The organism is Hydrogenophaga sp. GW823-FHT04C09 (assembly GCF_058796355.1).
Genome location: NZ_JBXAIO010000003.1, coordinates 62,061 through 81,707, shown reverse-complemented (window position 1 = coordinate 81,707; position 19,647 = coordinate 62,061). Strand labels below are relative to the sequence as shown.

The following is a 19,647-nucleotide window of genomic DNA, read 5'->3' as shown; positions in this document are numbered from 1 at the left end:
ATCATTGTTGTTACCGCTTCATCCGAGCCCCCAGACCTATGGCCGACAAAAAAGCCGCCTCCAGTGAAAAAGCGCTCTACTGCTCGTTCTGCGGCAAGAGCCAGCACGAGGTCAAGAAGCTGATCGCCGGCCCCTCGGTGTTCATCTGCGACGAATGCATCGACCTGTGCAACGACATCATCCGTGACGAGTTGCCCGGCCTCGAATCCGTCAAGGCCTCGGGCGACGACGTGCCCACGCCGGCCCAGCTCAAGGCCAACCTGGACAACTACGTCATCGGGCAGCAGAACGCCAAGCGCGCGCTGGCCGTGGCCGTCTACAACCACTACAAGCGCCTGCGCCACAAGGTCGCCGCCCGCAAGGACGACGTCGAGCTGGCCAAGAGCAACATTCTCCTGATCGGACCCACCGGCTCGGGCAAGACGCTGCTGGCCCAGACCATGGCGCGCATGCTCAACGTGCCGTTCGTGATGGCCGACGCCACCACGCTGACCGAAGCCGGTTACGTGGGCGAAGACGTGGAAAACATCGTCGCCAAGCTGCTGCAGAGCTGCAACTACGACGTCGAGCGCGCCCAGCAGGGCATCGTCTACATCGACGAGATCGACAAGATCACGCGCAAGTCCGACAACCCCTCCATCACCCGCGACGTATCGGGTGAGGGTGTGCAGCAGGCCTTGCTCAAGCTGATCGAAGGCACGATGGCCTCGGTGCCGCCGCAGGGCGGGCGCAAGCACCCCAACCAGGACTTCCTGCAGGTCGACACCACCAACATCCTGTTCATCTGCGGCGGCGCGTTTGCCGGCCTGGAGAAGATCATCGAGAACCGCACCGAGGCCTCCGGCATCGGCTTCGGCGCCGTGGTCAAGAGCAAGAAGCAGCGCAGCATCACCGAATCCTTCAAGGAAATCGAGCCCGAAGACCTGATCAAGTTCGGCCTCATCCCCGAGCTGGTGGGCCGTGTGCCGGTGATCGCCGCGCTGTCGGAACTCAGTGAAGACGCGCTGGTCGAAATTCTCACCGAGCCCAAGAACGCGGTCGTCAAGCAGTTCTCCCGCCTGCTGGCGATGGAAGGTGCCGAGCTCGAAGTGCGGCCCGCCGCGCTCAAGGCGATCGCCCGCAAGGCCCTGGCCCGCAAGACGGGCGCGCGAGGCCTGCGCTCGATCCTGGAAAACGCGCTGATCGACACCATGTTCGATCTGCCTGGCATGAGCAATGTGGAGAAGGTGGTGGTCGACGAGTCGACCATCGAGGAAAACAAGCCGCCCTTGCTGGTGTACCGCGAGGCGGCCAAGCAGGCTTGACGCGCCGGCTTCGACCAACCCCGTCACGGATGCGTCCGGTTGAGATCGCTCGCACCGACCCCATTTACCCGTTTTAGTCGAGGTTGAAATGTCCGGACAGACCCCCCTTCCCAGCACGCCGGTCGAACTGCCACTCCTGCCTTTGCGCGATGTGGTGGTGTTCCCGCACATGGTCATCCCGCTGTTCGTGGGCCGGCCCAAGAGCATCAAGGCGCTGGAGTCCGCGATGGAGGCCGAGCGCCGCATCATGCTCGTGGCCCAGAAGGCCGCCGCCAAGGACGAGCCGTCGACCGACGACATGTTCGAAATGGGCTGCGTCGCCACCATCCTGCAGATGCTCAAGCTGCCTGACGGCACCGTCAAGGTGCTGGTCGAAGGTGTGCAGCGCGCCAAGGTGCTGACCATCCGCGATGGAGAAAGCCATTTCATCGCCAGCGTGAGCCCGGTCGACCCGGCCGTGGAGCGGGCCGACACCCAGTCCAACGAACTCGAAGCACTGCGCCGCGCCGTGATGCAGCAGTTCGACCAGTACGTCAAGCTCAACAAGAAGATCCCTTCGGAGATCCTCACCTCGATCTCCAGCATCGACGACCCGGGCCGCCTGGCCGACACGATCGCCGCGCACCTGCCGCTCAAGCTCGAGTCCAAGCAGGTGGTGCTGGACCTCGATCCGGTCAACAAGCGGCTGGAGAACCTGTTCGAACAGCTCGAGCGCGAGGTCGACATCCTCAACGTCGACAAGAAGATCCGCGGGCGCGTGAAGCGCCAGATGGAAAAGAACCAGCGCGACTTTTACCTGAACGAGCAGGTCAAGGCGATCCAGAAGGAACTCGGCGAAGGCGAAGAGGGCGCCGACATCGAAGAGATCGAGAAGAAGATCAAGGCCGCCAAGATGCCCGCGGAAGCGCGCAAGAAGGCCGATGCCGAGTTCAAGAAGCTCAAGCTGATGTCGCCCATGTCGGCCGAGGCCACCGTGGTGCGCAACTACATCGATGCGCTGGTCGGCCTGCCCTGGAGCAAGAAGACCAAGATCAAGCACGACCTCGCGCATGCCGAGGCGGTGCTGAACGAAGACCACTACGGCCTGGAGAAGGTCAAGGACCGCATCCTCGAGTACCTCGCGGTGCAACAGCGCGTGGACAAGGTCAAGGCGCCCATCCTGTGCCTGGTCGGCCCACCCGGTGTCGGCAAGACCTCGCTGGGGCAGTCGGTGGCCAAGGCCACGGGCCGCAAGTACGTGCGCATGGCGCTGGGCGGCATGCGCGACGAAGCCGAGATCCGCGGCCACCGTCGCACCTACATCGGTGCCATGCCGGGCAAGGTGCTGCAGAGCCTGAACAAGGTCGGCACGCGCAACCCGCTGTTCCTGCTCGACGAGATCGACAAGCTGGGCACGGACTTCCGCGGCGATCCTTCGAGCGCGCTGCTGGAGGTGCTGGACCCCGAGCAGAACCACACCTTCGGTGACCACTACATCGAAGTCGACTTCGACCTGTCCGACGTGATGTTCGTCGCCACATCGAACTCGATGAACATTCCCCCGGCCCTGCTGGACCGCATGGAGGTGATCCGCCTCTCGGGCTACACGGAAGACGAGAAGACCAACATCGCGATCCGCTACCTGTTGCCCAAGCAACTCAAGAACAACGGCATCCGCGAAGGCGAGCTGGACGTGCGCGACGACGCCGTGCGCGACATCGTGCGCTACTACACCCGCGAAGCCGGTGTGCGTTCGCTCGAACGCGAGCTCTCCAAGATCTGCCGCAAGGTGGTCAAGGGCCTGCTGCTCAAGAAGTACACGCCCACCGTGGTGGTGAGCGCCGACAACCTCAGCGAATTCCTGGGCGTGCGCAAGTACAGCTACGGCCGTGCCGAGGCGCAGAACCAAGTGGGCCAGGTGGTCGGTCTGGCGTGGACGGAAGTGGGCGGCGATCTGCTGACCATCGAAGTGGCCATCATGCCGGGCAAGGGCGTGATCACGCGCACGGGTTCGCTCGGCGATGTGATGAAGGAATCGGTGGAAGCGGCCCGCACCGTGGTGCGCAGCCGCGCCCGCATGCTGGGCATCAAGGACGAGCAGTTCGACAAGCGCGACATCCACATCCACGTGCCCGATGGCGCCACGCCCAAGGACGGCCCGAGCGCCGGTGCGGCCATGACGACCGCGCTGGTCTCGTCGCTCACGGGCATTCCCGTGCGCGCCGATGTGGCCATGACGGGTGAGATCACGCTGCGCGGTGAAGTCACGGCGATCGGTGGCCTGAAGGAAAAGCTGCTGGCCGCTTTGCGTGGCGGCATCAAGACCGTGATCATCCCGGAAGAGAACGTGAAGGACCTCGCCGAGATTCCCGACAACGTGAAGCAGGGCCTGGAGATCGTGCCGGTGAAATGGATCGACAAGGTCCTCGCCATCGCGCTCGAACGCCAGCCCGTGCCACTCACCGAAGAAGAGGTCGCGGCCCAGATCGCGGCGGCCAGCGTGAGCAAGCCGACGGCGTCTCCCGACGCGGTGAAACATTGATCAAAAAATTTCGGGGGACTTGAAAGAGCCCCTTTTTTCGGGTTAGAATCATGGCTTACCGAAATGCAGCGGCAAACGCAATAGCAGATGCAGCAGCAGGTGGTAAGAAATGCGGGAATAGCTCAGTTGGTAGAGCGCAACCTTGCCAAGGTTGAGGTCGCGAGTTCGAATCTCGTTTCCCGCTCCAAATTCAAAAGGGAAGCTCTGCTTCCCTTTTTTGTCGGAGTTTGAGATCGGTGTCTTTGATGCCGGTCCTGACGGCGCGATAGCAAAGCGGTTATGCCCCGGATTGCAAATCCGGTTAGTCCGGTTCGACTCCGGATCGCGCCTCCAAAAATACCTGATCGAAACATCCAGCTCGCCCATGGCGAGCTTTTTTTCGTCTGCTCGCTGCGGCTTAGCCCTGGAAGTCCAGGGCGTTGGGTTCGAGTGGCAGGTTCTGCGCACCTCGCAGCAGGCCGATCACTTCCGCGAAGGCATGCACCTCGTCACCCAGGCCTTCGGCGCGGAAGCTCGGCCGTTCCTGCCCCACCGCCGCGACGTGCGGCTTGATGGTCTGGGCGGACTTGCCGTCGAAGCTGGTGAAGGCCGCCCGCACGGGCGTTTGCACGACGCAGCGGCGCAGATCGAAGCCGGTCTCGCAGCCGATGAGGTAGATGCGGTCCTTCTGCATCGAGGCCGGCTCCATCGGCACGAACCCCGCCAGGATGCAGTCGCCGGCCCTCACGCCGAAGCCCATGTCCCTGCGGGCGCGGTAATAGCAAAGCTCGGCATCCTGGGTGGCGCGCCCACCGGCCATGTCTTCGGGCAGGCAGATGGCCAGGTCCTCGCCCGGGCCGATGGCCGGGACGACCCGGGTGCCCTGGGGCAGCGCGTCGGCGCTGGGGTCGAGGAAGTAGCCGGGTGATTGCTGGGTCAGCGCGCAAAGGGTGAGCAGGGCCTCGTAGTCCGGGAGCACATCGCCTGTGAGGAAGGCCGAGGCCAGGCTTTCGTCCACCCCGAGCCTGAAGGCCAGTTCGCGACTTTTTTCACGCATGGCGCCCGGAAAGCCCAGGCGATCCAGGCTCATTCTCAATCGAGCCCTAAAGCGCGTGGAAAGATCGCCGATAGACAGAGGTTCAAGACTTGGCATGAGGGCTGGGCGTTGGGGTGTGGGCGTCGCAAATGGCCTGGTGCCATGGTAGACGCCAACCGGCTGGCTGGGAGTAACACAATGCGCCTTTCGGGCGCGTTGGCGACGCAGCTCAAGAACAGACAGGGGAATGTACACAGATGATGACAGCGCTGATGGACTCGCGGATTCAAGGCAATCTGCACCTGCCCACCTATGAAAGGGCCATTCGCGCCGAAAACCTCAAGGCGCTGGCCCGGCGTTGGCACATCGCGCGCAGTTCCGAGCTGGTCGACCCACGTGTCATCGCACGCTGGTTCCCGGGGCAGCGCAACCTGCTGGAGCTGCTGGCCCTGCTGAGCGAGGACGAAGTCATCAAGCTGGCGGACTGCTCGCATCCGCTGTTTTCCATGATGATCCACACGGGGCTGCTGCCCACGACATCGGCGTCCCTGGTGCAGCCGGGTGAATTCGAGGCCGCCAATCGCCAGGAGGCCTTCATGGCGCTGGCGGTGCGCGTCGACAGCATCAAGACCTCGTTCGACGAGGCCTGCGTGCTGTTCGATCTTTCGATGAGCGAAGCCGTGCACGTCCGCCGCTTCGGACCGCATGAACTCTGGGACATCTCGGCCAACCCGGGCCTGGTGATGTTTCCGGTGGCCAGTGACCACTACTTCGAGGCCGCCGCCACGCGCGACCTGACCTCTTCGCAGAAAACGCAGTTCATGGTCATGAGCCGGCGTTCGAAGAACCGCATTCACTGAAACCAGGGACATCACCATGATCAACACCGCAGGCCGAGCCCTTGCTTCTTCTGGACACAAACGCGTCCTCTTCGAGGACCAGGTATCGGACGAGCGATTCGAGGCCCTGATCGAGTTGACCTCGCGCACCAAGCTGATCGTCAAGCTGCTGGGCACCGACGTGAGCGAGCAGCGGATCAAAGAGGAGATGGACCGCCGCCTTGGGCAGTACGGTATCAAGGTCAAGCGGCCCAGAGGCCTGGGACAAACCACTACGGCCAAGACCTTCCTCGACAGCGCGGCGGAGCGCTTCGAGGCCTCGTACCTGATGGCCCTGCATTTCGGATCGCGCGGCATTGGCGAGTACGCCGTGGTCGAGACGAATTTCGGCAAGGCGCTGGATAAGATGATCGAGGTCTACAACAAGTACCGCCGGACGGTGCCGCCCGTGGGCGACAGCCAGCGCATCACGTTCGAGACCTATGCGTTGCTGGTCGAGGGGCTGCAAAGCCGCGAGATCGAAGTCCGGCAGTGCGGCGCCTGCAACACCAAGCACCCGGTGGTCAAGCAGCACCAGGGCCCCGCGCATTGCCCCGCCTGCGCCACGCAGGACCTTCGCATGGACGAAGCGCGCGCCGAGGTGCAGGCCCGCATCGCCGCGTACCGCCAATCGCGCAACCAGATGCCGAAGTTTGGCTGACACCTTCCCTCTACGGGGCAAAACGGCACCGTAGACCGGGCGGCCGCCGAGGCATTGGGTAGAAAAATACCCGGATGCTTGAAACGTGGCTCTCATCTCTCCCGTCGCGGTCCTGGCCGATCCGCTCAGCGCATGATGCGTCCGCGCCTTCCCGCGCGCGCGGCTCGACATGACGCAGATTTTTTCGCTCAACGCGGCGCGCACCCGCCAGGGCAAGGCGGTCCAGGGCGGTGGAGGCACCGCCTACTGGCCCTTGCAGACCCTGGAGTCGGGTGGGCCCGAGCAGTGGATCCACGATGCGCTGGCCGGTCAGCCTTACGAGGGGTTCGGTCTGTCCTGCTGGGCGCAGCAGCCCAACCTCAAGGAGGCCACGCTCAGGCTGGCGTCCTTCATCACACCCTGTTGGCCGTCCGAGGACGGCTCCTCCCTTCTGGTGCGTGCCATCGGGGAAGCGGTCAAACGCTCCGAGGTGGCCGTCGGCAACGGCGAGACCTTCACCGGCCGCTTCGTGGGGGTCTACCTCTACGGCCTGACCATGCACGCGAAGGATGTGGCGCGCGTCTCCATCTCCGGTGTGGACCGGTTCGGCATGGTCCAGCGCTGGCGGCATTTTTCGGAGCCGCTGCAGGCCTGGGCGGTGCGCCATGGCATCGACACGCTGGTCGCCGAGGTGTCCGATCCCTTGCCCGCCGAGGTCACCATCGTGGGCATCCGCACGCACATGGTCGTTCGGGTGTCGGACCCCATCGACACCGGCTACCTCATGAAACACGCGGCCCAGGGGTGATGGCGAGCACCGGTTGCCCATGCACAGCGATGACCACGCCCACCTGTACGGACTGAGCGCACGGCGCGCGCCGCGGCACAACCCGGCGTCCTGTTTCGCGTGCCACAAGTACCTGCTCTCCAGCATCATCCAGGTGCTGCAGGAGCGCGAGCATGCGCCACGGCAGGGGCCTGCCGTGATGCTTCGCGTGGTCCACGCGCATTCGCAGCTCGATGCCGACTCGGGCCCTGGCTCGCTCGATTTCACCGAAACCAGCGCCTGGGGCGAACTGCGCTCCGGAGACCCCCACGAGCCTCGGCCGTTCGCCCTGTCGGTGTTCGACACCATGAGCACCGCGGGTCTGGGCGGCTCACTGGCCGACATGCTCTTTCGGCTGGCGCCCGTTCCATGGGCCCAGACCGCCAGCCTCACCGACGAGGAGGTCGCGCACAACAGCATCGTGCACCTCGCGTTCGCACCGCGCCTGCCGGACGATCCCCTGGTCGTTCACAGTTGCAACGCGGCGGGGCAGGGCGTGACCCACCTGCGCCGGTCGGACCGCTGGCAACGTGTCTCCGGCGAAGAGGTCGTGCGGGCCGCATTGCGGCATGCGCACATCACGGGCAAGGGCCCCTCCCAGTCTGGCAACCCGCGGCAAGCCCGCGATGTGCCCACCGCCATGCCCTCCAGCGAGGCCTTCACCAGCACCAGCGAGATTCTCAAGGCCTTCGATCACATCCTCGTGCGGGCCGCCGTGAGAGAGCTGCAGAACCAGGAGGCGATGGAGAGCGGGCGCAGGAGCGTGTGGTTGTGAGCCGAACACCCGGGAGCGAACCTTGTTGTACCCCCTGAACATCCCTTGCCCGCGCAGTGCCGCCGATCGGGCATCGGCGCCCGCGGCCACCGCCGTGCCCGCCAGGCTCAGCGCCGTCGGGGCCGGTCCCGGTGTCGATCTGGGGGTGGTCGTTCATCTGTGGTCCGAGCACTCCCCGCCCGATGGCAAGGCGCTGTGTGGTGCGCGGCCCAGCGGCATCTTCCATCGATGGCAAGCCCGCTCGGGCGAGCCGGTGTCCTGTGTGAAGTGCCTGGCGGTTCTGGCGGAGGAGAACGCCATGGGCCGCGAGCCTGCCGCCCCCGATGCCCGAACCGTGGAACCGTTTGCTGGAGTCTGTGCACCATGAACCCATCCCTCGTGTCTTCCGCCACACCCGGTTTTCGCCCGCGGGGCGACATTCATCCGGATGACCGCGCTGGCGACGTCATCCCCATGTACCAGCACACGGTCAAGACCCCGCACATGAAAGCCATGCAGGACGTGCTGGACATCACCGCGGTGATCGACTCGGTGCTGGCGCGCGACTTCGGTGGCAAGGGCCGGGGCATCCACTCCAAGCTCGACAGCGTGCGCCACCCGGTGCCGGCCCGGCTGGACCGGCGGCTGCGTTATCTCGCGGCCGTGCGCAACAAGGCCCTCAACGAGCCGGACTGGGAGATTCCGCAGCGCGAGCGCTACCTGGCCGAATGCCGGGCCGCCGCCATCCGCCTGCTCGACATCGGCCGCCGGCGCCAGCGCAGGGCGCACCTGCTGCGCCGCTGGCTGGCGCGCCTGTCGGGCGGCTGAGCGCCGCCCGCGCGATCAGCACCCGAGCGCGGCCAGTCCGGACGCCGCCATCGCCGTTTCCACGGGCAGCGTGAAGTAGACCGCGCAGCCGTGGCCCGGCGTGCTGTCGAGCCAGATGCGGCCGTTGTGGCGCTGCACGATGCGCTGGCACAGGGCCAGGCCCGCGCCGTAGCCCTCGAAGTCCAGCGAGTGGTGCTGGCGCTGGAACATGAGGAACAGGTTGCTGGCCTTGGCGACGTCGAAGCCGGCGCCGTTGTCCACGATGAAGAACAGGCAGGTGCCGTCGCTCTCCGTGCGGCAGCCGATCTGGATCTCGGCCGGCTCGACCTTGCGCGTGAACTTCATGGCGTTGTCCAGCAGCCGCGTGAACAGGTCGTTCACCATCGCCGCGTCGGCCACCACCATCGGCAGATCGGGCTGGATCTCCCACTGGATCTGGCGATCGGGGGCGGCCTGCCGCAGGCGCGAGACCACACCTTCGAGCACGTTCGTCATCGCCAGCCGCTCGGGGTGCAGGTCGATGCGGCCGATGCGCGAGTAGGTCAGCAGGTTCTCGATCATCGCGTTCAGGCGCTGCGAGGCCCGCTTCATGGCATCGCGGAAATGCCGGATCTCTTCGCTGGCGTTCTCGCCCAGTTCCTCGGCGATGAGGCCGGCGAAGGTGTTGATGTGCCGCACCGGCCCACGCAGATCGTGCGTGATGGAGTGGGTGAAGATGTCCAGGTCCTTGTTCGGCACGGTGTGCTGGCGCACCCGCTGGGTCACGCGCCGGTCCAGTTCGGCGTTGAGGTCGTTCATGACCCGGTCCAGGTCTTTCATCGCGGTCATGTCGCGCGTGATGCAGGACAACCCTTCCAGCTCGCCGTTGTCGCCGCGCAGGGCTGTGATCAGGGTCTGGCCCCAGAACGCCTCCGCACCGGCGCGCTTGAGCCAGCCACGGGTTTCCCATTGGCCGCGATCGATGGCCAGCCGGATGGTGTCGTCGATGCCGATCTCCGCCTCTTCACCGACGCGCGGCGCGGCCATGTCGGCCAGGTGCATGTTCCCCACCTGTTCCCGGGAAAAGCCGTGCAGGCGGTGCGCGCTCTCGCTCCATTCGGTGATGCGCCCCACCGGGTCGAGGAAGTAGATGCAGGAGTCCTGCAGCGCATCGGCCATGAGGTCGAAGCGGCGCTTGTTCTGCGCGAGGTCGTCCACGCGCGCTCGCCCGGCGACCTCCTTCGTTTCGACGAAGACCCCCCGGACCACGCCGTCGTGCACGTCGGGCGTGAACGAGGTCTCGGTGAAGGTGTGGGCACCTCCCGGTGTGGACTGCTCCGTGAGCCGCAGCTGTTTCTCGCCACCCAGGGCCTGCATGAAGCGCGGCAGCAGGGCGGGCAGGGCATCCTGGGGAAAACAGTCCTGGAACGGCCGGCCTTCCAGCGCCGAAGGGTCGATGCGCAGGCCGTCGCAGAAGGCCTGGTTGCCAAAGCGGCAGCGCAGATCGAGATCGAAGTGCGCGAGTTGCCATGGCAAGCGGTCGGCAATCGAACGCGCCAGCGCCGCCTGTTCCTGCAACCGCTCGATCGTCAGGGCGCGGGAGGCCTTTTCTGCGGCCTGGGTCGAGGGGGGCGCGGACGGTTCAAGGGTGGGCATGGGGAGAGGTGCTTTCTGTCGGTGGCGCTGCCGTGCGCAGCCTTGCACACCAGCCAACGCCCGGAGATGGGGCGGCGCGTGCGGCGTCAACCATACCAGCAGCCTGTGGCGGCTGTGCGACTCGGCGTTGCGTCCCGCGTCAAACGTCCTCAAATTTTTCCGCCCATTCCGAGCAAATTGACACGCTTGGGCGGCCCCCAATGGAGGGCGCCATCCACACAGGGCCGGGCATGTGTGGCATGGCGCCGCGCTTTAGTTCGAAAGCAGTCGTTTGCCGATGTCGCGCCGCGCGAGGCCGGACCTACGGGGGGATTTGGACTCAAAGAGCGAAGTGGTCGAGGGGGGGCGAGAGCCAAGAATCCACCGGTACCCCAACAGGACCCATCGAATGAATGCACTCAGGCTCATGCGCGACAAGCTGCCCTCGGGGAAAGCCTTGGGCGGCGCCTTGCGTCCTGAACTGGTGTCCCGCCTGCTGCCGGTCGTGCTGCTGGCGATCGGCATCACGGCCCTGGTGATGATGTTCCTGTGGAACGACCAGGCCAGCTACAAGCCGGTGTTCGGTGCGCGCGAGCAGGTGCCGGTGTCGGACATGATGGCCGCGCTGGATGCCGAGGGCATCGCCTACCGGCTGCACCCCGAGTCGGGCCAGGTGCTGGTCTCGTCCTCCGACCTCGGCCGCGCCCGCATGCTGCTGGCGGCCAAGGGCGTCACCGCGCGCCTGCCCGAAGGGCTGGAACTGATGGACAAGAACGACCCGCTGGGCGTCACGCAGTTCGTGCAGGACATCCGCTTTCGCCGCGGCCTGGAAGGCGAGCTGGTGCAGAGCATCACCTCGATGGACGCCGTGCGCTCGGCCCGCGTCCACCTGTCCGTGGCGCGCTCCTCGACCTTCGTGCTCAACGCCCAGGACAAGAGCACCGCCTCGGTGGTGTTGAGCCTGCACCCGGGGCGCACGCTGGGCAACGAACAGATCGCCTCCATCATCCAGCTGGTGGCCGGCAGCGTGTCCAACCTGGACCCGTCCCGCGTGAGCGTGGTCGATCAGGCCGGCCGCCTGCTCTCCGCGCGCGTCGATGTGAAGGACGGCATCGACCAGGGCAGCTTCGCCGACGAGGCGGTGCGCAAGGCACAGAACGACATCCTGCAGAACGCGCACCAGCTGCTGCAGCCGCTGCTGGGCGCGGGCAACTACAACGTGAGCGTGGCGGTCGAACTCGGTCAGGATCGCGTGCAGGAAACCCAGGAGCGCTACGGCGACGCGCCCAAGGTCACCAACGAGGCCTCGCGCGAGGAGAGCAACCGCGACCGCGTGGCCCTCGGTGTGCCGGGCTCGCTCAGCAACCGCCCGGCTACGCCGGCGCCCGACGCGAACGCGGCGCCCAACACCGCCGAGCGCAGCGCTGTCACCCGGCAGTTCGCCTACGACCGCAGCGTCACCACCATCCAGCGCGCGCGTGGCCAGCTCAAGAAACTCAGCGTGGCCGTCGTGCTCAACGACGGCGCCGCGCCCGGCGCGGCGGCCACCGGCTGGACCCCGCAGGACATCGCGCGCATGGAGGGCCTGCTGCGCGGCGGCCTGGGCATCAACGCCGAGCGGGGCGACCAGCTCGTGGTCTCCTCGCTCGCGTTCCCAGGCGCCGCGCCCGCCGTGCCCTGGTACGAGGAACGCGAGACCGTGTTCGAGTTCGTGACCTGGGGCCTGTACGTGCTGGGCGCGCTGCTGTGCTACTTCCTGCTGGCGCGCCCGCTGCTGCGCATCCTGCGCGAGCGCCACAAGCCGCCGGCCGAAGTCGGCATGACCGACCTGATCGCGCTGGAGGGCGGGGCCGGTGCCGCCGCCGCCGAGTCGCCCGCGCTCGCGAACCCGGCGCCGGCCGTCGCGGCGCTGTCCCACAAGGCCCAGGCGGCGAACTCGGGCGCGATGGTGCCGCTGCTCGCCGACTACGACCTGCCACCGCCCGGCTCGCCGGTGGAGGTGCTGGTCAATCACTTGAAGGTGCTGGCCCAGAAGGAGCCGGAGCGCGTCGCCGAAGTTGTCAAACAGTGGGTTCAGAAAAATGCCGCCATCACCTGATCTCGAAGGGGCCGATGCCGGCTCGCTCTCGTCCACCGAACAGGCCGCCATCGTGCTCCTGAGCATGGGCGAGCAACCGGCCGCGGCCGTGTTGCAGCACCTCTCGCGCGAGGAGCTGCTGGATGTCACCCAGGTCATGTCGCGCATGAGCGGGATCAAGGTGGACATGGCGCGCACCGCGCTGCAGCACTTCTTCGACGACTACCGCGAACAAAGCGGCGTGCACGGCGCCTCGCGCGCCTACCTCAAGAGTTCGCTCGACATGGCGCTGGGCGCGAACATCGCCAGCAGCGTGCTCACCCGCATCTATGGCGACGCCATCCGGCCGAAGATGGCGCGGCTGCAGTGGGCCTCGTCGCGCTGGATCGCCGACCGCATCGCGGCCGAGCACGAACACATGCAGGCGGTCTTCCTCGCCTTCCTGCCCTCGGCCCTGGCCAGCGAGGTCATCGAGCGCCTGCCCGAGGACAACCGCGACCTGGTGCTGATGCAGATCGCCCAGCTCGGCCACGTGGAGCACGACATCCTGCGCGAGCTCGAGGTGCTGGTCGACGCCTACCTGGCGAGCCTGGAAACCCAGAGCGCCACGGTGGAGGGCGTGCGCCAGGCCGCCGAGATCATCAACCGCATGCCCGGCAACCGCCAGAAGGTGGTCGAGCAGATGCGGGCGCGCGACCCGGCCGTGGTGGCGCAGATCGAGGTCAGCATGTACGACTTCTTCATCCTCTCGCGCCAGACCGAGGACGTCATCACCCGCATCATCGAAGCCTCGCCGCTGGACCTGTGGGCCGTGGCGCTCAAGGGCGCGGACCCCGAGGTGCGCCGCAAGGTGCTGCAGGCCATGCCGCGGCGCCAGGCGCAGGCCTTCGAAGACACGCTGCGCCGCACCGGGCCGGTGCCGCTCAGCCGCGTCGAGCAGGCGCGCGCCGAGATCATGCGCGAGGTCAAGGCGCTGGTGGACAGCGACGAGATCCAGATCCAGCTGTTCGCGGAGGCGGTGGTCGCATGAAGACCTACCGGCCGCACCGGTTCCCGCCGCTGAGCCGCTTCACACCGGCCCAGGCGGTGTCGCCCGGCGACGCCGAGAGCGCGCAGGCGGCATTGGCCGAAGGCTTCCAGCAGGGCATGGACCGGGGCTACCGCGAGGGCCATGACAGCGGGGTGGAGCGCGGCGTGGCCGAAGGCCGCCTGCAGGGCCTGCGCGAGGGCCGCGACGAAGGACAGGCCGAGGCCCGCGCGGCCGTGCTGGCCCGCTGGCAGGCCTATGCCGCGCCGGTGGACGCCGCGCTCGCGGCCCTGCACCAGGCCCAGGACGACTACCAGAAGGCCTTGCGCAGCGAGGTCGTCGATCTCGTGGGCAAAGTGGCCCGCCAGGTGATCCGCGCCGAGCTCACGCTGCAGCCCACGCAGTTGCTGGCGCTGGTGGAAGAGTCGCTCAAGACCATGCCGCCGGCCACCGGCGAGATCGAGGTGTTCCTCAACCCGGAAGACCTGGAGCGCATCCGCGATCTCGACCCCGTGCGCGCCCGCGCCTGGAAGCTCATGGCCGACAGCCGCCTCGACGCCGGCGAGTGCCGCGTGCACTGCGGCGGCCAGGAGGCCGACGCGGGCTGCCGCCACCGGCTGCAGGCCTGCATGGAGCAGATCGGCGCGCAGCTGCTCGACACCGAACCCCTCGCCGCCGAGCCGGCGCCCGCCACGGAGCTCGCCGCATGATCGCCGAGCGCCTGAAGTCCGTCGAACTCACCGAGGTGCCGGTCTCCGTGCCCACGGGGCGGCTGGTGGGCGCGGCGGGCATGCTGCTGCACGTCAAGGGCTGCCAGCTGCGCATCGGCCAGCGCTGCCGCATCGAGGTGGGGCCGGGCGACTGGGTCGAGGCGCAGGTGGTGGGCTTTCGCGACGAGATGACCTCGGTCATGCCCTTCAAGAAAACCGATGGCCTGAGCGCCGGCGCGCGCGTGCTGCCGATGGCGTCGGACAGCGAACTGCTGATCGGCCCGTCCTGGCTGGGCCGCATCGTCAACGGCCTGGGCGAACCCATGGACGGCCTGGGCCGCCTCGGTGGCGAGCACCGGCTGGGCAGCCAGCCGCCGCGCGTGGACCCGCTGCGCAAGCGGCCCGTGCACGAGCCGCTGGACGTGGGCGTGCGCGCCATCAACGGCCTGCTCACGCTCGGCCGGGGCCAGCGCGTGGGCTTGATGGCCGGCAGCGGCGTGGGCAAGAGCGTGCTGCTGGGCCTCATCACGCGCCAGACCGTGGCCGACGTGGTGGTGGTCGGCCTCATCGGTGAACGCGGCCGCGAGGTGCGCGAGTTCATCGACCTCTCCCTCGGCCCCGCCGGCCTGCGCCGCGCGGTGGTCGTGGTGGCGCCGGCCGACGAGTCGCCGCTGATGCGCCTGCGCGCCACCGAGCTGTGCCACTCCATCGCCGCGCACTACCGCGACCGGGGCCAGAATGTGCTGCTGCTGCTGGACTCGCTCACCCGCTACGCCATGGCGCAGCGCGAGGTGGCGCTCTCGCTCGGTGAGCCGCCGGCCACGCGCGGTTACCCGCCTTCCGTGTTCAGCGCGCTGCCGCAGCTGGTGGAGAGCGCGGGCAACGGCGAAGGCGAGGGCAGCATGTCCGCCATCTACACCGTGCTCGCCGAGGGCGACGACCAGCAGGACCCGGTGGTGGACACCGCGCGCGCCATCCTGGACGGCCACATCGTGCTCTCGCGCGCCCTGGCCGAGCGCGGCCACTACCCGGCGATCGACATCGGCCAGTCCATCAGCCGCTGCATGTCGCTGGTGGCCGAGCCGGCGCACAGCGCCGCCGCGCGCACCATGAAGGCGCTGCTCTCCAGCTACCAGCAGGTGCGCGACCTGCTGCCCATGGGCGCCTACGTGCCCGGCGCCGACCCGCAGGCGGACCGCGCCGTGAGCCTGTACCCGCGCATCGAGGCCTACCTGCACCAGGGGGTGAAGGAGAGCGCCCCCCTGACGGACTGCCTGCGCGACCTGAGCGAGCTGATGGCATGAACCCGCCCACCCACCTCGTTACCCTCGGCCACCTGGTCACCGCGCGCGAGCGCGAGCAGGAGCGCATCGGCGCCGAGCTGAGCCGCCAGCAGTCGGTGCGCGAGCGCATGCAGCGCAGCGTGGATCGGCTGCACGCCATCTGCGACGCCGCCGGGCCTTCGGGCGCCCAGCCCTTCCTGCTGGCCGCCAACTGCGCGGCCTACAAGCAGTCGGTGATGGGTCTGGCGCAGGAGCAGCAGCGCAGCCTGGAGCGCCACAGCGCCGAGGTGGAGGCCACCCGCGTGGCCCTGCACGCCGCCTTTCGCCAGCGCGAAGGTGTGGCCCAGGTGCTGCACAAGCGCGAGCGCGAATGGCGCCTGGCCGGTGAAGTGCGGGCGCGAAAACAGCTGGACGACGTGGCCCTGACCGTCTGGCGCCGCACTGAGCGATGAAAAAAATCCAGCCCCTCCTTCAAAAACCGCTGCTCCCGGTCGCCTTACCGGGCATGGGCGGGGCTTTTCCTGCCTGATCAGGAGCAACCATGGACATCAACCCGACCCAGATGGCGACCCAGCTCGCCACCATCTACACGCAGGGCACGCAGGACATCATCACGCGCGACAGCAAGAGCGCCGATGCCACCAACGCGGGCTACACCCGCCTGCGCTCGGCCCTCGCGGCGTTCAACACCGCGATGGACGCGCTCTCGGGCAAGAAGGGCCTGGTCAAGAACAGCGCGACCGTCGCCGGCAGTTCCGGCGCCACGGGCACCGCCTCCGCCACGGCCCAGCCCGGCACCTACAGCTTCTTCGTGGAGGCCGTGGCCTCCAACCACCAGATCGCCTTCGCCGACCTGCCCGCCGTGCCGGTGGCCACCGGCGGACCGCTGGTGATCCAGCAGGCCGACGGCAGCAGCTTCAACGTCAACCTGCTGATGGCCGACGCCGATGGCAACGGCACCATCTCGCAGACCGAGATCGCGCGCGCCATCAACCAGGCCTCGGGCAACGCGGGCAAGGTGACGGCCCAGGTGGTCAACACCGGCAACGGGTCCCAGCTGATCCTCTCGTCCGGCGCCAGCGGCGAGGACGGTGCGATCACCGTCGACGCCAGCGGCCTGCCCGCCGGGGCCCTCAAGGACGCCCTGAGCGCCACGCCCAACGAGCTGGCGCAGGCGCGCGACGCGGTGGTGTGGCTGGGCGACCAGGGCACGGGCGTGCGCATCCAGCAGGCCAGCAACACCGTGACCGCCATCGACGGTGTGACCCTCAGCCTCACCCGCGCCATGTCCACGGGCGACGCCCCCGCCACGCTGACCGTGGCCGCCGACGAGGCCGGCACCGCCGACAACGTGCGCAGCTTCGTGACCGCCTTCAACACCTTGCAAGGCATCATCAACGACCTCACCAAGACCGACATCAACGCGGCCTCGCGCGGCGTCTTCGCCAGCGACAGCAGCGTTCGCGCGCTGCGCACCCGCCTCAACGACATCGTGCGCCAGGACTTCGGCGGTGTGCGCCTGTCCGAGCTGGGCGTCTCCACCGACCGCCAGGGCGCGCTGACCTTCGACGCGGCCAAGCTGAAGAAGACGCTGGACGTCAAGCCCGACGCGCTGGACAAGGCCTTCGGCTCGTCCAGCCTGTCCGCGCCCTCGGGCTTGCTGGGCTCGATGAACACCTACCTCAAGACCTGGCTCGACTCGGGCAACGGCCAGATCAAGCGCCGCCAGGACTCGGTGCAGACCCTGCAGCGCGACATCACCAACCGCCAGGCGCGCCTGGACGAGCAGTTCGCGATGTCCTACGAGCGCTACCTGCTGCAGTTCACCCAACTTCAATCCCTGATGGGCCAGCTCAACCAGACCTCGGGCATGTTCGGATCGTCCACCTCGGCCACCGCCTGAGGACCGACCGCACCGCCCGTCATCACCCCCGACGAGGACTTCCTTGACATACGACGCATACGAGAGCTACGCCCAGGTCGACCTGGGCGCCCAGACCGCACAGGCCTCGTCCGTGCAGCTGGTGCTCATCCTGATGAACGGCCTGCAGGACGAGCTGGCGCGCGCGCGCGCGCACATCGAAGGCAGCCGCTTCGAGGCCAAGGCGCGCAGCCTCGACAAATGCGTCGGCATGCTCAATGGCCTGTCCAGCTCGCTGGACACGGACGCCGGTGGCGAGGTGGTCGCGCAGGTCGCGGAGGTCTACGACTACTGCGCCCGCCGCCTGCACGAGGCCGGGGTGCGGCTCGACGTGGGCATGGTCGACGAAGTGGGCCGGCTGCTGCGCACGCTGCAGGAAGGCTGGGAAGGCATGCAGGCCCACCATGGATAAGCGCCAAGCGTTCCTGGACCTGGCGGCGCGCCTGCGCCACGAGACGCAGGCCGCCGACTGGGCCGCGCTGGCCCGCACCGATCAACAGCTCGCCGCGCTGCTCGCCCGCCTGCCCGCCGTGGCGGCCCTGAGCGCGCCGGAGCAGGCCGCGCACCACGCGCTGCGCCAGGCGCACGAGGCCGCGCGCACCGCCTGCGCGCAGGCCCATGCCCAGGCCCACGAGCGCCTTCAGGCGCTGTGCGACCAGCGCACCGGCTGGACCGCCTACGCCCTGAGCACCGACCTGCAGGAGGTCTTGCCATGAACGCCGCATCCCCCGTCCTCAACCTCGCCCCCGCCGCGTCCGCACCGATCGGTGCCGCGCCGATCGCGCCGCCGGCCGATGGACAGGCCGCGCCGCCGGGCGATTTCGCCGACCTGTTGGCCGTGGGCGAAGGCGCGGAACCCATCGACGCCGCCGACCCCACGCTCCCCACCGAGATCGGCCTGCTCGATGAAGAGCCGGCGGCCGATGACGACGGTGAACAGGCGCGCGACGACGGCCCGGCCGAACCCACGGAGGCGATGCTGTCCGCCGCCCTGGCCACGGTGCAGTGGACGGTGGGTGTGGAGCGCGCGCTGCAGCTGGCGCTGCGCTCCTCGCAGGCCGCGCCCGCCGCGCCGCCGCCGGGCGCCGCGCCCGTGGCCCTGTTCCATACCAGCCCGGCACCCCCGACGTCCCTTGCGGCGGTGCCCGTGCCCGCCGACCCCGCCGTGTCCGATGCCTCGGCGCCGTTGCCGGCGGCCGCACCGGCCGGGCAGGGCAGCACCACGGCCGATGCCGGCGCGCGCGCGCCGCGCTTCGAACTGCCGCCGGTGCAGGCCGGCCCCGCCGCCGCGACCGCGCCGGCCACGGGCAACGCCTTCGTGCTCGAAGGCGACAGCGTGCGCCTGTCCGCCGCCGAGCCCGACCTGTGGCAGCGCCCGCTCGCGCAGGCGCTGGGCGATCGGCTGCAGGTGCAGGCCTCGCAAGGCATCGAGCAGGCGCGCATCCGGCTGGAGCCGCCGGCCCTGGGCCGCATCGAAATCGTGCTGCGCCAGGAGGCCGGCCAGCTGCAGGTGCAGCTCAGCGCGTCCCACCACGACGTGGTGCGCCAGCTGCAGGCCATGGGCGAAGGCCTGCGGCAGGAACTCACGCACAAGCAGGGCAGCCCCGTCACGGTGCAGGTGTTCGAAGACCGCGCGCTCGCCGACGGCCGCTCCCCGCACCGCGAACGCCAACACCCACCGCAGCAGGAAGACCGGCCCGGCCAGGGCCTGCTGAGTGAATCGAAGGCCGACCGGCGCGCCTTCACCCTGGCCTGAAGCGCCACCGACCGACCGCCACCGAGCCTGCCCGCATGAAAAAAGTCCAACTGATCTCCCTCGTCGTCGGCGTCGCGCTGCTCACCGCCGCGGGCGGCGGCGCGGCGGCCTACTGGCTGCTGCGCCCGGCCAAGCCGGCCGTGGCCGGCGCTCCGGCGCCCGACAAGCGCGAGTACCGCTACGTCACGCTGGACAAGGTCATCGTGATGCTGCGCGGGCGCGAAGGCGGCCCGCTGACCAACTACCTCGCGGTGGACCTGGTGTTCAAGACCCCCGTGGCCGACGAGGCGCAGACCAAGCAGCAACTGCCCAAGCTGCGCTCGATCGCGGTCCGCTCGCTCTCCGAGTTCACGCTCGAACAGGCCGGCATGCTCACCATCCCCGCGCTCTCCGACCATGTGCAGAAGGCCTATGTGGAGAGCTTCAAGGCCGAGGCGCGGACCATGCCTTTCGGTGAAGTGATGATCGGCAAGCTCATCATCGAGTGAGCGAC

The 19,647-nt window shown here is 68.2% G+C and carries 20 protein-coding genes and 2 tRNA genes; 20 read left to right on the top strand and 2 right to left on the bottom strand.

The genetic code is table 11. From position 1 onward, the window contains the following. Nucleotides 1–38: 38 nt before the first annotated feature. The 4 genes from clpX (at nt 39) to AC1Q9M_RS09440 (ending at nt 4,158) form a co-directional block, all read left to right on the top strand. Complete coding sequence (clpX, locus tag AC1Q9M_RS09455) at nt 39–1,304, top strand: ATP-dependent Clp protease ATP-binding subunit ClpX (protein WP_382157145.1); 1,266 nt, start codon at nt 39–41, stop codon at nt 1,302–1,304. Nucleotides 1,305–1,392: 88 nt separating this feature from the next. Then, nucleotides 1,393–3,825, top strand: coding sequence for an endopeptidase La (gene lon, locus AC1Q9M_RS09450; RefSeq protein ID WP_382157147.1), 2,433 nt, complete (start codon nt 1,393–1,395; stop codon nt 3,823–3,825). A gap of 111 nt (nt 3,826–3,936) precedes the next feature. Next, nucleotides 3,937–4,012: transfer RNA gene (locus AC1Q9M_RS09445), tRNA-Gly, on the top strand. A gap of 72 nt (nt 4,013–4,084) precedes the next feature. Next, nucleotides 4,085–4,158, top strand: a tRNA-Cys gene (locus AC1Q9M_RS09440). A gap of 64 nt (nt 4,159–4,222) precedes the next feature. On the opposite strand, the gene AC1Q9M_RS09435 is transcribed toward AC1Q9M_RS09440, so the two are convergent. Beyond that, entirely contained in the window at nt 4,223–4,894 is a 672-nt protein-coding gene (locus tag AC1Q9M_RS09435) for a hypothetical protein (RefSeq protein WP_444686782.1), read from the bottom strand. A gap of 218 nt (nt 4,895–5,112) precedes the next feature. On the opposite strand from AC1Q9M_RS09435, the gene AC1Q9M_RS09430 reads away from it, so the two are divergent. The 6 genes from AC1Q9M_RS09430 to AC1Q9M_RS09405 all read left to right on the top strand — a co-directional run bounded on the left by AC1Q9M_RS09430 (nt 5,113) and on the right by AC1Q9M_RS09405 (nt 8,766). Then, the gene (locus AC1Q9M_RS09430; protein ID WP_291112465.1) at nt 5,113–5,700 is read left to right on the top strand and encodes a hypothetical protein; all 588 of its coding nucleotides are present in this window, start codon (nt 5,113–5,115) and stop codon (nt 5,698–5,700) included. A 16-nt stretch (nt 5,701–5,716) separates the two neighbouring features. Further along, a complete protein-coding gene (locus tag AC1Q9M_RS09425; protein WP_382157151.1) occupies nt 5,717–6,379 on the top strand; it encodes a hypothetical protein in 663 nt (220 codons plus the stop codon). 169 nt (nt 6,380–6,548) lie between these two features. Next, the gene (locus AC1Q9M_RS09420) at nt 6,549–7,166 is read left to right on the top strand and encodes a hypothetical protein (RefSeq protein WP_492433471.1); all 618 of its coding nucleotides are present in this window, start codon (nt 6,549–6,551) and stop codon (nt 7,164–7,166) included. A 19-nt stretch (nt 7,167–7,185) separates the two neighbouring features. Then, on the top strand, nt 7,186–7,959 hold the full coding sequence (locus AC1Q9M_RS09415) for a hypothetical protein (protein WP_382157155.1): 774 nt from the start codon (nt 7,186–7,188) through the stop codon (nt 7,957–7,959). 22 nt (nt 7,960–7,981) lie between these two features. After that, nucleotides 7,982–8,326 carry a PTS sugar transporter subunit IIA gene (locus AC1Q9M_RS09410; RefSeq protein ID WP_444686780.1) on the top strand — a complete coding sequence of 115 codons (345 nt, stop codon included), beginning with the start codon at nt 7,982–7,984 and terminating at the stop codon, nt 8,324–8,326. After that, on the top strand, nt 8,323–8,766 hold the full coding sequence (locus tag AC1Q9M_RS09405; protein ID WP_382157157.1) for a hypothetical protein: 444 nt from the start codon (nt 8,323–8,325) through the stop codon (nt 8,764–8,766). Before AC1Q9M_RS09410 ends, AC1Q9M_RS09405 begins: the two co-directional genes overlap by 4 nt. A 15-nt stretch (nt 8,767–8,781) precedes the next feature. Here the strand turns inward: AC1Q9M_RS09405 and AC1Q9M_RS09400 are convergent, their stop codons facing one another. Then, nucleotides 8,782–10,401: a sensor histidine kinase gene (locus tag AC1Q9M_RS09400; RefSeq protein WP_382325370.1), complete on the bottom strand. Its 1,620-nt coding sequence runs from the start codon at nt 10,399–10,401 to the stop codon at nt 8,782–8,784. 388 nt (nt 10,402–10,789) lie between these two features. Between AC1Q9M_RS09400 and fliF the strand changes: the two genes are divergently transcribed. The 10 genes from fliF to AC1Q9M_RS09350 all read left to right on the top strand — a co-directional run bounded on the left by fliF (nt 10,790) and on the right by AC1Q9M_RS09350 (nt 19,642). After that, entirely contained in the window at nt 10,790–12,478 is a 1,689-nt protein-coding gene (fliF, locus tag AC1Q9M_RS09395; RefSeq protein WP_444686777.1) for a flagellar basal-body MS-ring/collar protein FliF, read from the top strand. Further along, entirely contained in the window at nt 12,462–13,487 is a 1,026-nt protein-coding gene (locus AC1Q9M_RS09390) for a FliG C-terminal domain-containing protein (RefSeq protein ID WP_444686776.1), read from the top strand. Before fliF ends, AC1Q9M_RS09390 begins: the two co-directional genes overlap by 17 nt. Then, nucleotides 13,484–14,194 carry a flagellar assembly protein FliH gene (gene fliH, locus AC1Q9M_RS09385; protein ID WP_382325364.1) on the top strand — a complete coding sequence of 237 codons (711 nt, stop codon included), beginning with the start codon at nt 13,484–13,486 and terminating at the stop codon, nt 14,192–14,194. The genes AC1Q9M_RS09390 and fliH overlap by 4 nt, the downstream gene beginning before the upstream one ends. Then, nucleotides 14,191–15,498, top strand: coding sequence for a flagellar protein export ATPase FliI (gene fliI / locus AC1Q9M_RS09380; protein WP_382325362.1), 1,308 nt, complete (start codon nt 14,191–14,193; stop codon nt 15,496–15,498). The genes fliH and fliI overlap by 4 nt, the downstream gene beginning before the upstream one ends. Then, nucleotides 15,495–15,929, top strand: coding sequence for a flagellar FliJ family protein (locus AC1Q9M_RS09375; RefSeq protein WP_382157169.1), 435 nt, complete (start codon nt 15,495–15,497; stop codon nt 15,927–15,929). Before fliI ends, AC1Q9M_RS09375 begins: the two co-directional genes overlap by 4 nt. A gap of 89 nt (nt 15,930–16,018) precedes the next feature. Continuing rightward, complete coding sequence (fliD, locus tag AC1Q9M_RS09370) at nt 16,019–17,380, top strand: flagellar filament capping protein FliD (protein WP_444686774.1); 1,362 nt, start codon at nt 16,019–16,021, stop codon at nt 17,378–17,380. Between the two features lie 43 nt (nt 17,381–17,423). Then, the gene (fliS, locus tag AC1Q9M_RS09365) at nt 17,424–17,810 is read left to right on the top strand and encodes a flagellar export chaperone FliS (RefSeq protein ID WP_382157173.1); all 387 of its coding nucleotides are present in this window, start codon (nt 17,424–17,426) and stop codon (nt 17,808–17,810) included. After that, entirely contained in the window at nt 17,803–18,114 is a 312-nt protein-coding gene (locus tag AC1Q9M_RS09360) for a hypothetical protein (RefSeq protein ID WP_382325358.1), read from the top strand. Before fliS ends, AC1Q9M_RS09360 begins: the two co-directional genes overlap by 8 nt. Continuing rightward, nucleotides 18,111–19,154, top strand: coding sequence for a flagellar hook-length control protein FliK (locus tag AC1Q9M_RS09355; RefSeq protein ID WP_382325356.1), 1,044 nt, complete (start codon nt 18,111–18,113; stop codon nt 19,152–19,154). Before AC1Q9M_RS09360 ends, AC1Q9M_RS09355 begins: the two co-directional genes overlap by 4 nt. A gap of 35 nt (nt 19,155–19,189) precedes the next feature. Then, nucleotides 19,190–19,642 carry a flagellar basal body protein gene (locus AC1Q9M_RS09350; protein WP_382325354.1) on the top strand — a complete coding sequence of 151 codons (453 nt, stop codon included), beginning with the start codon at nt 19,190–19,192 and terminating at the stop codon, nt 19,640–19,642. The last annotated feature ends 5 nt before the right edge of the window (nt 19,643–19,647 follow it).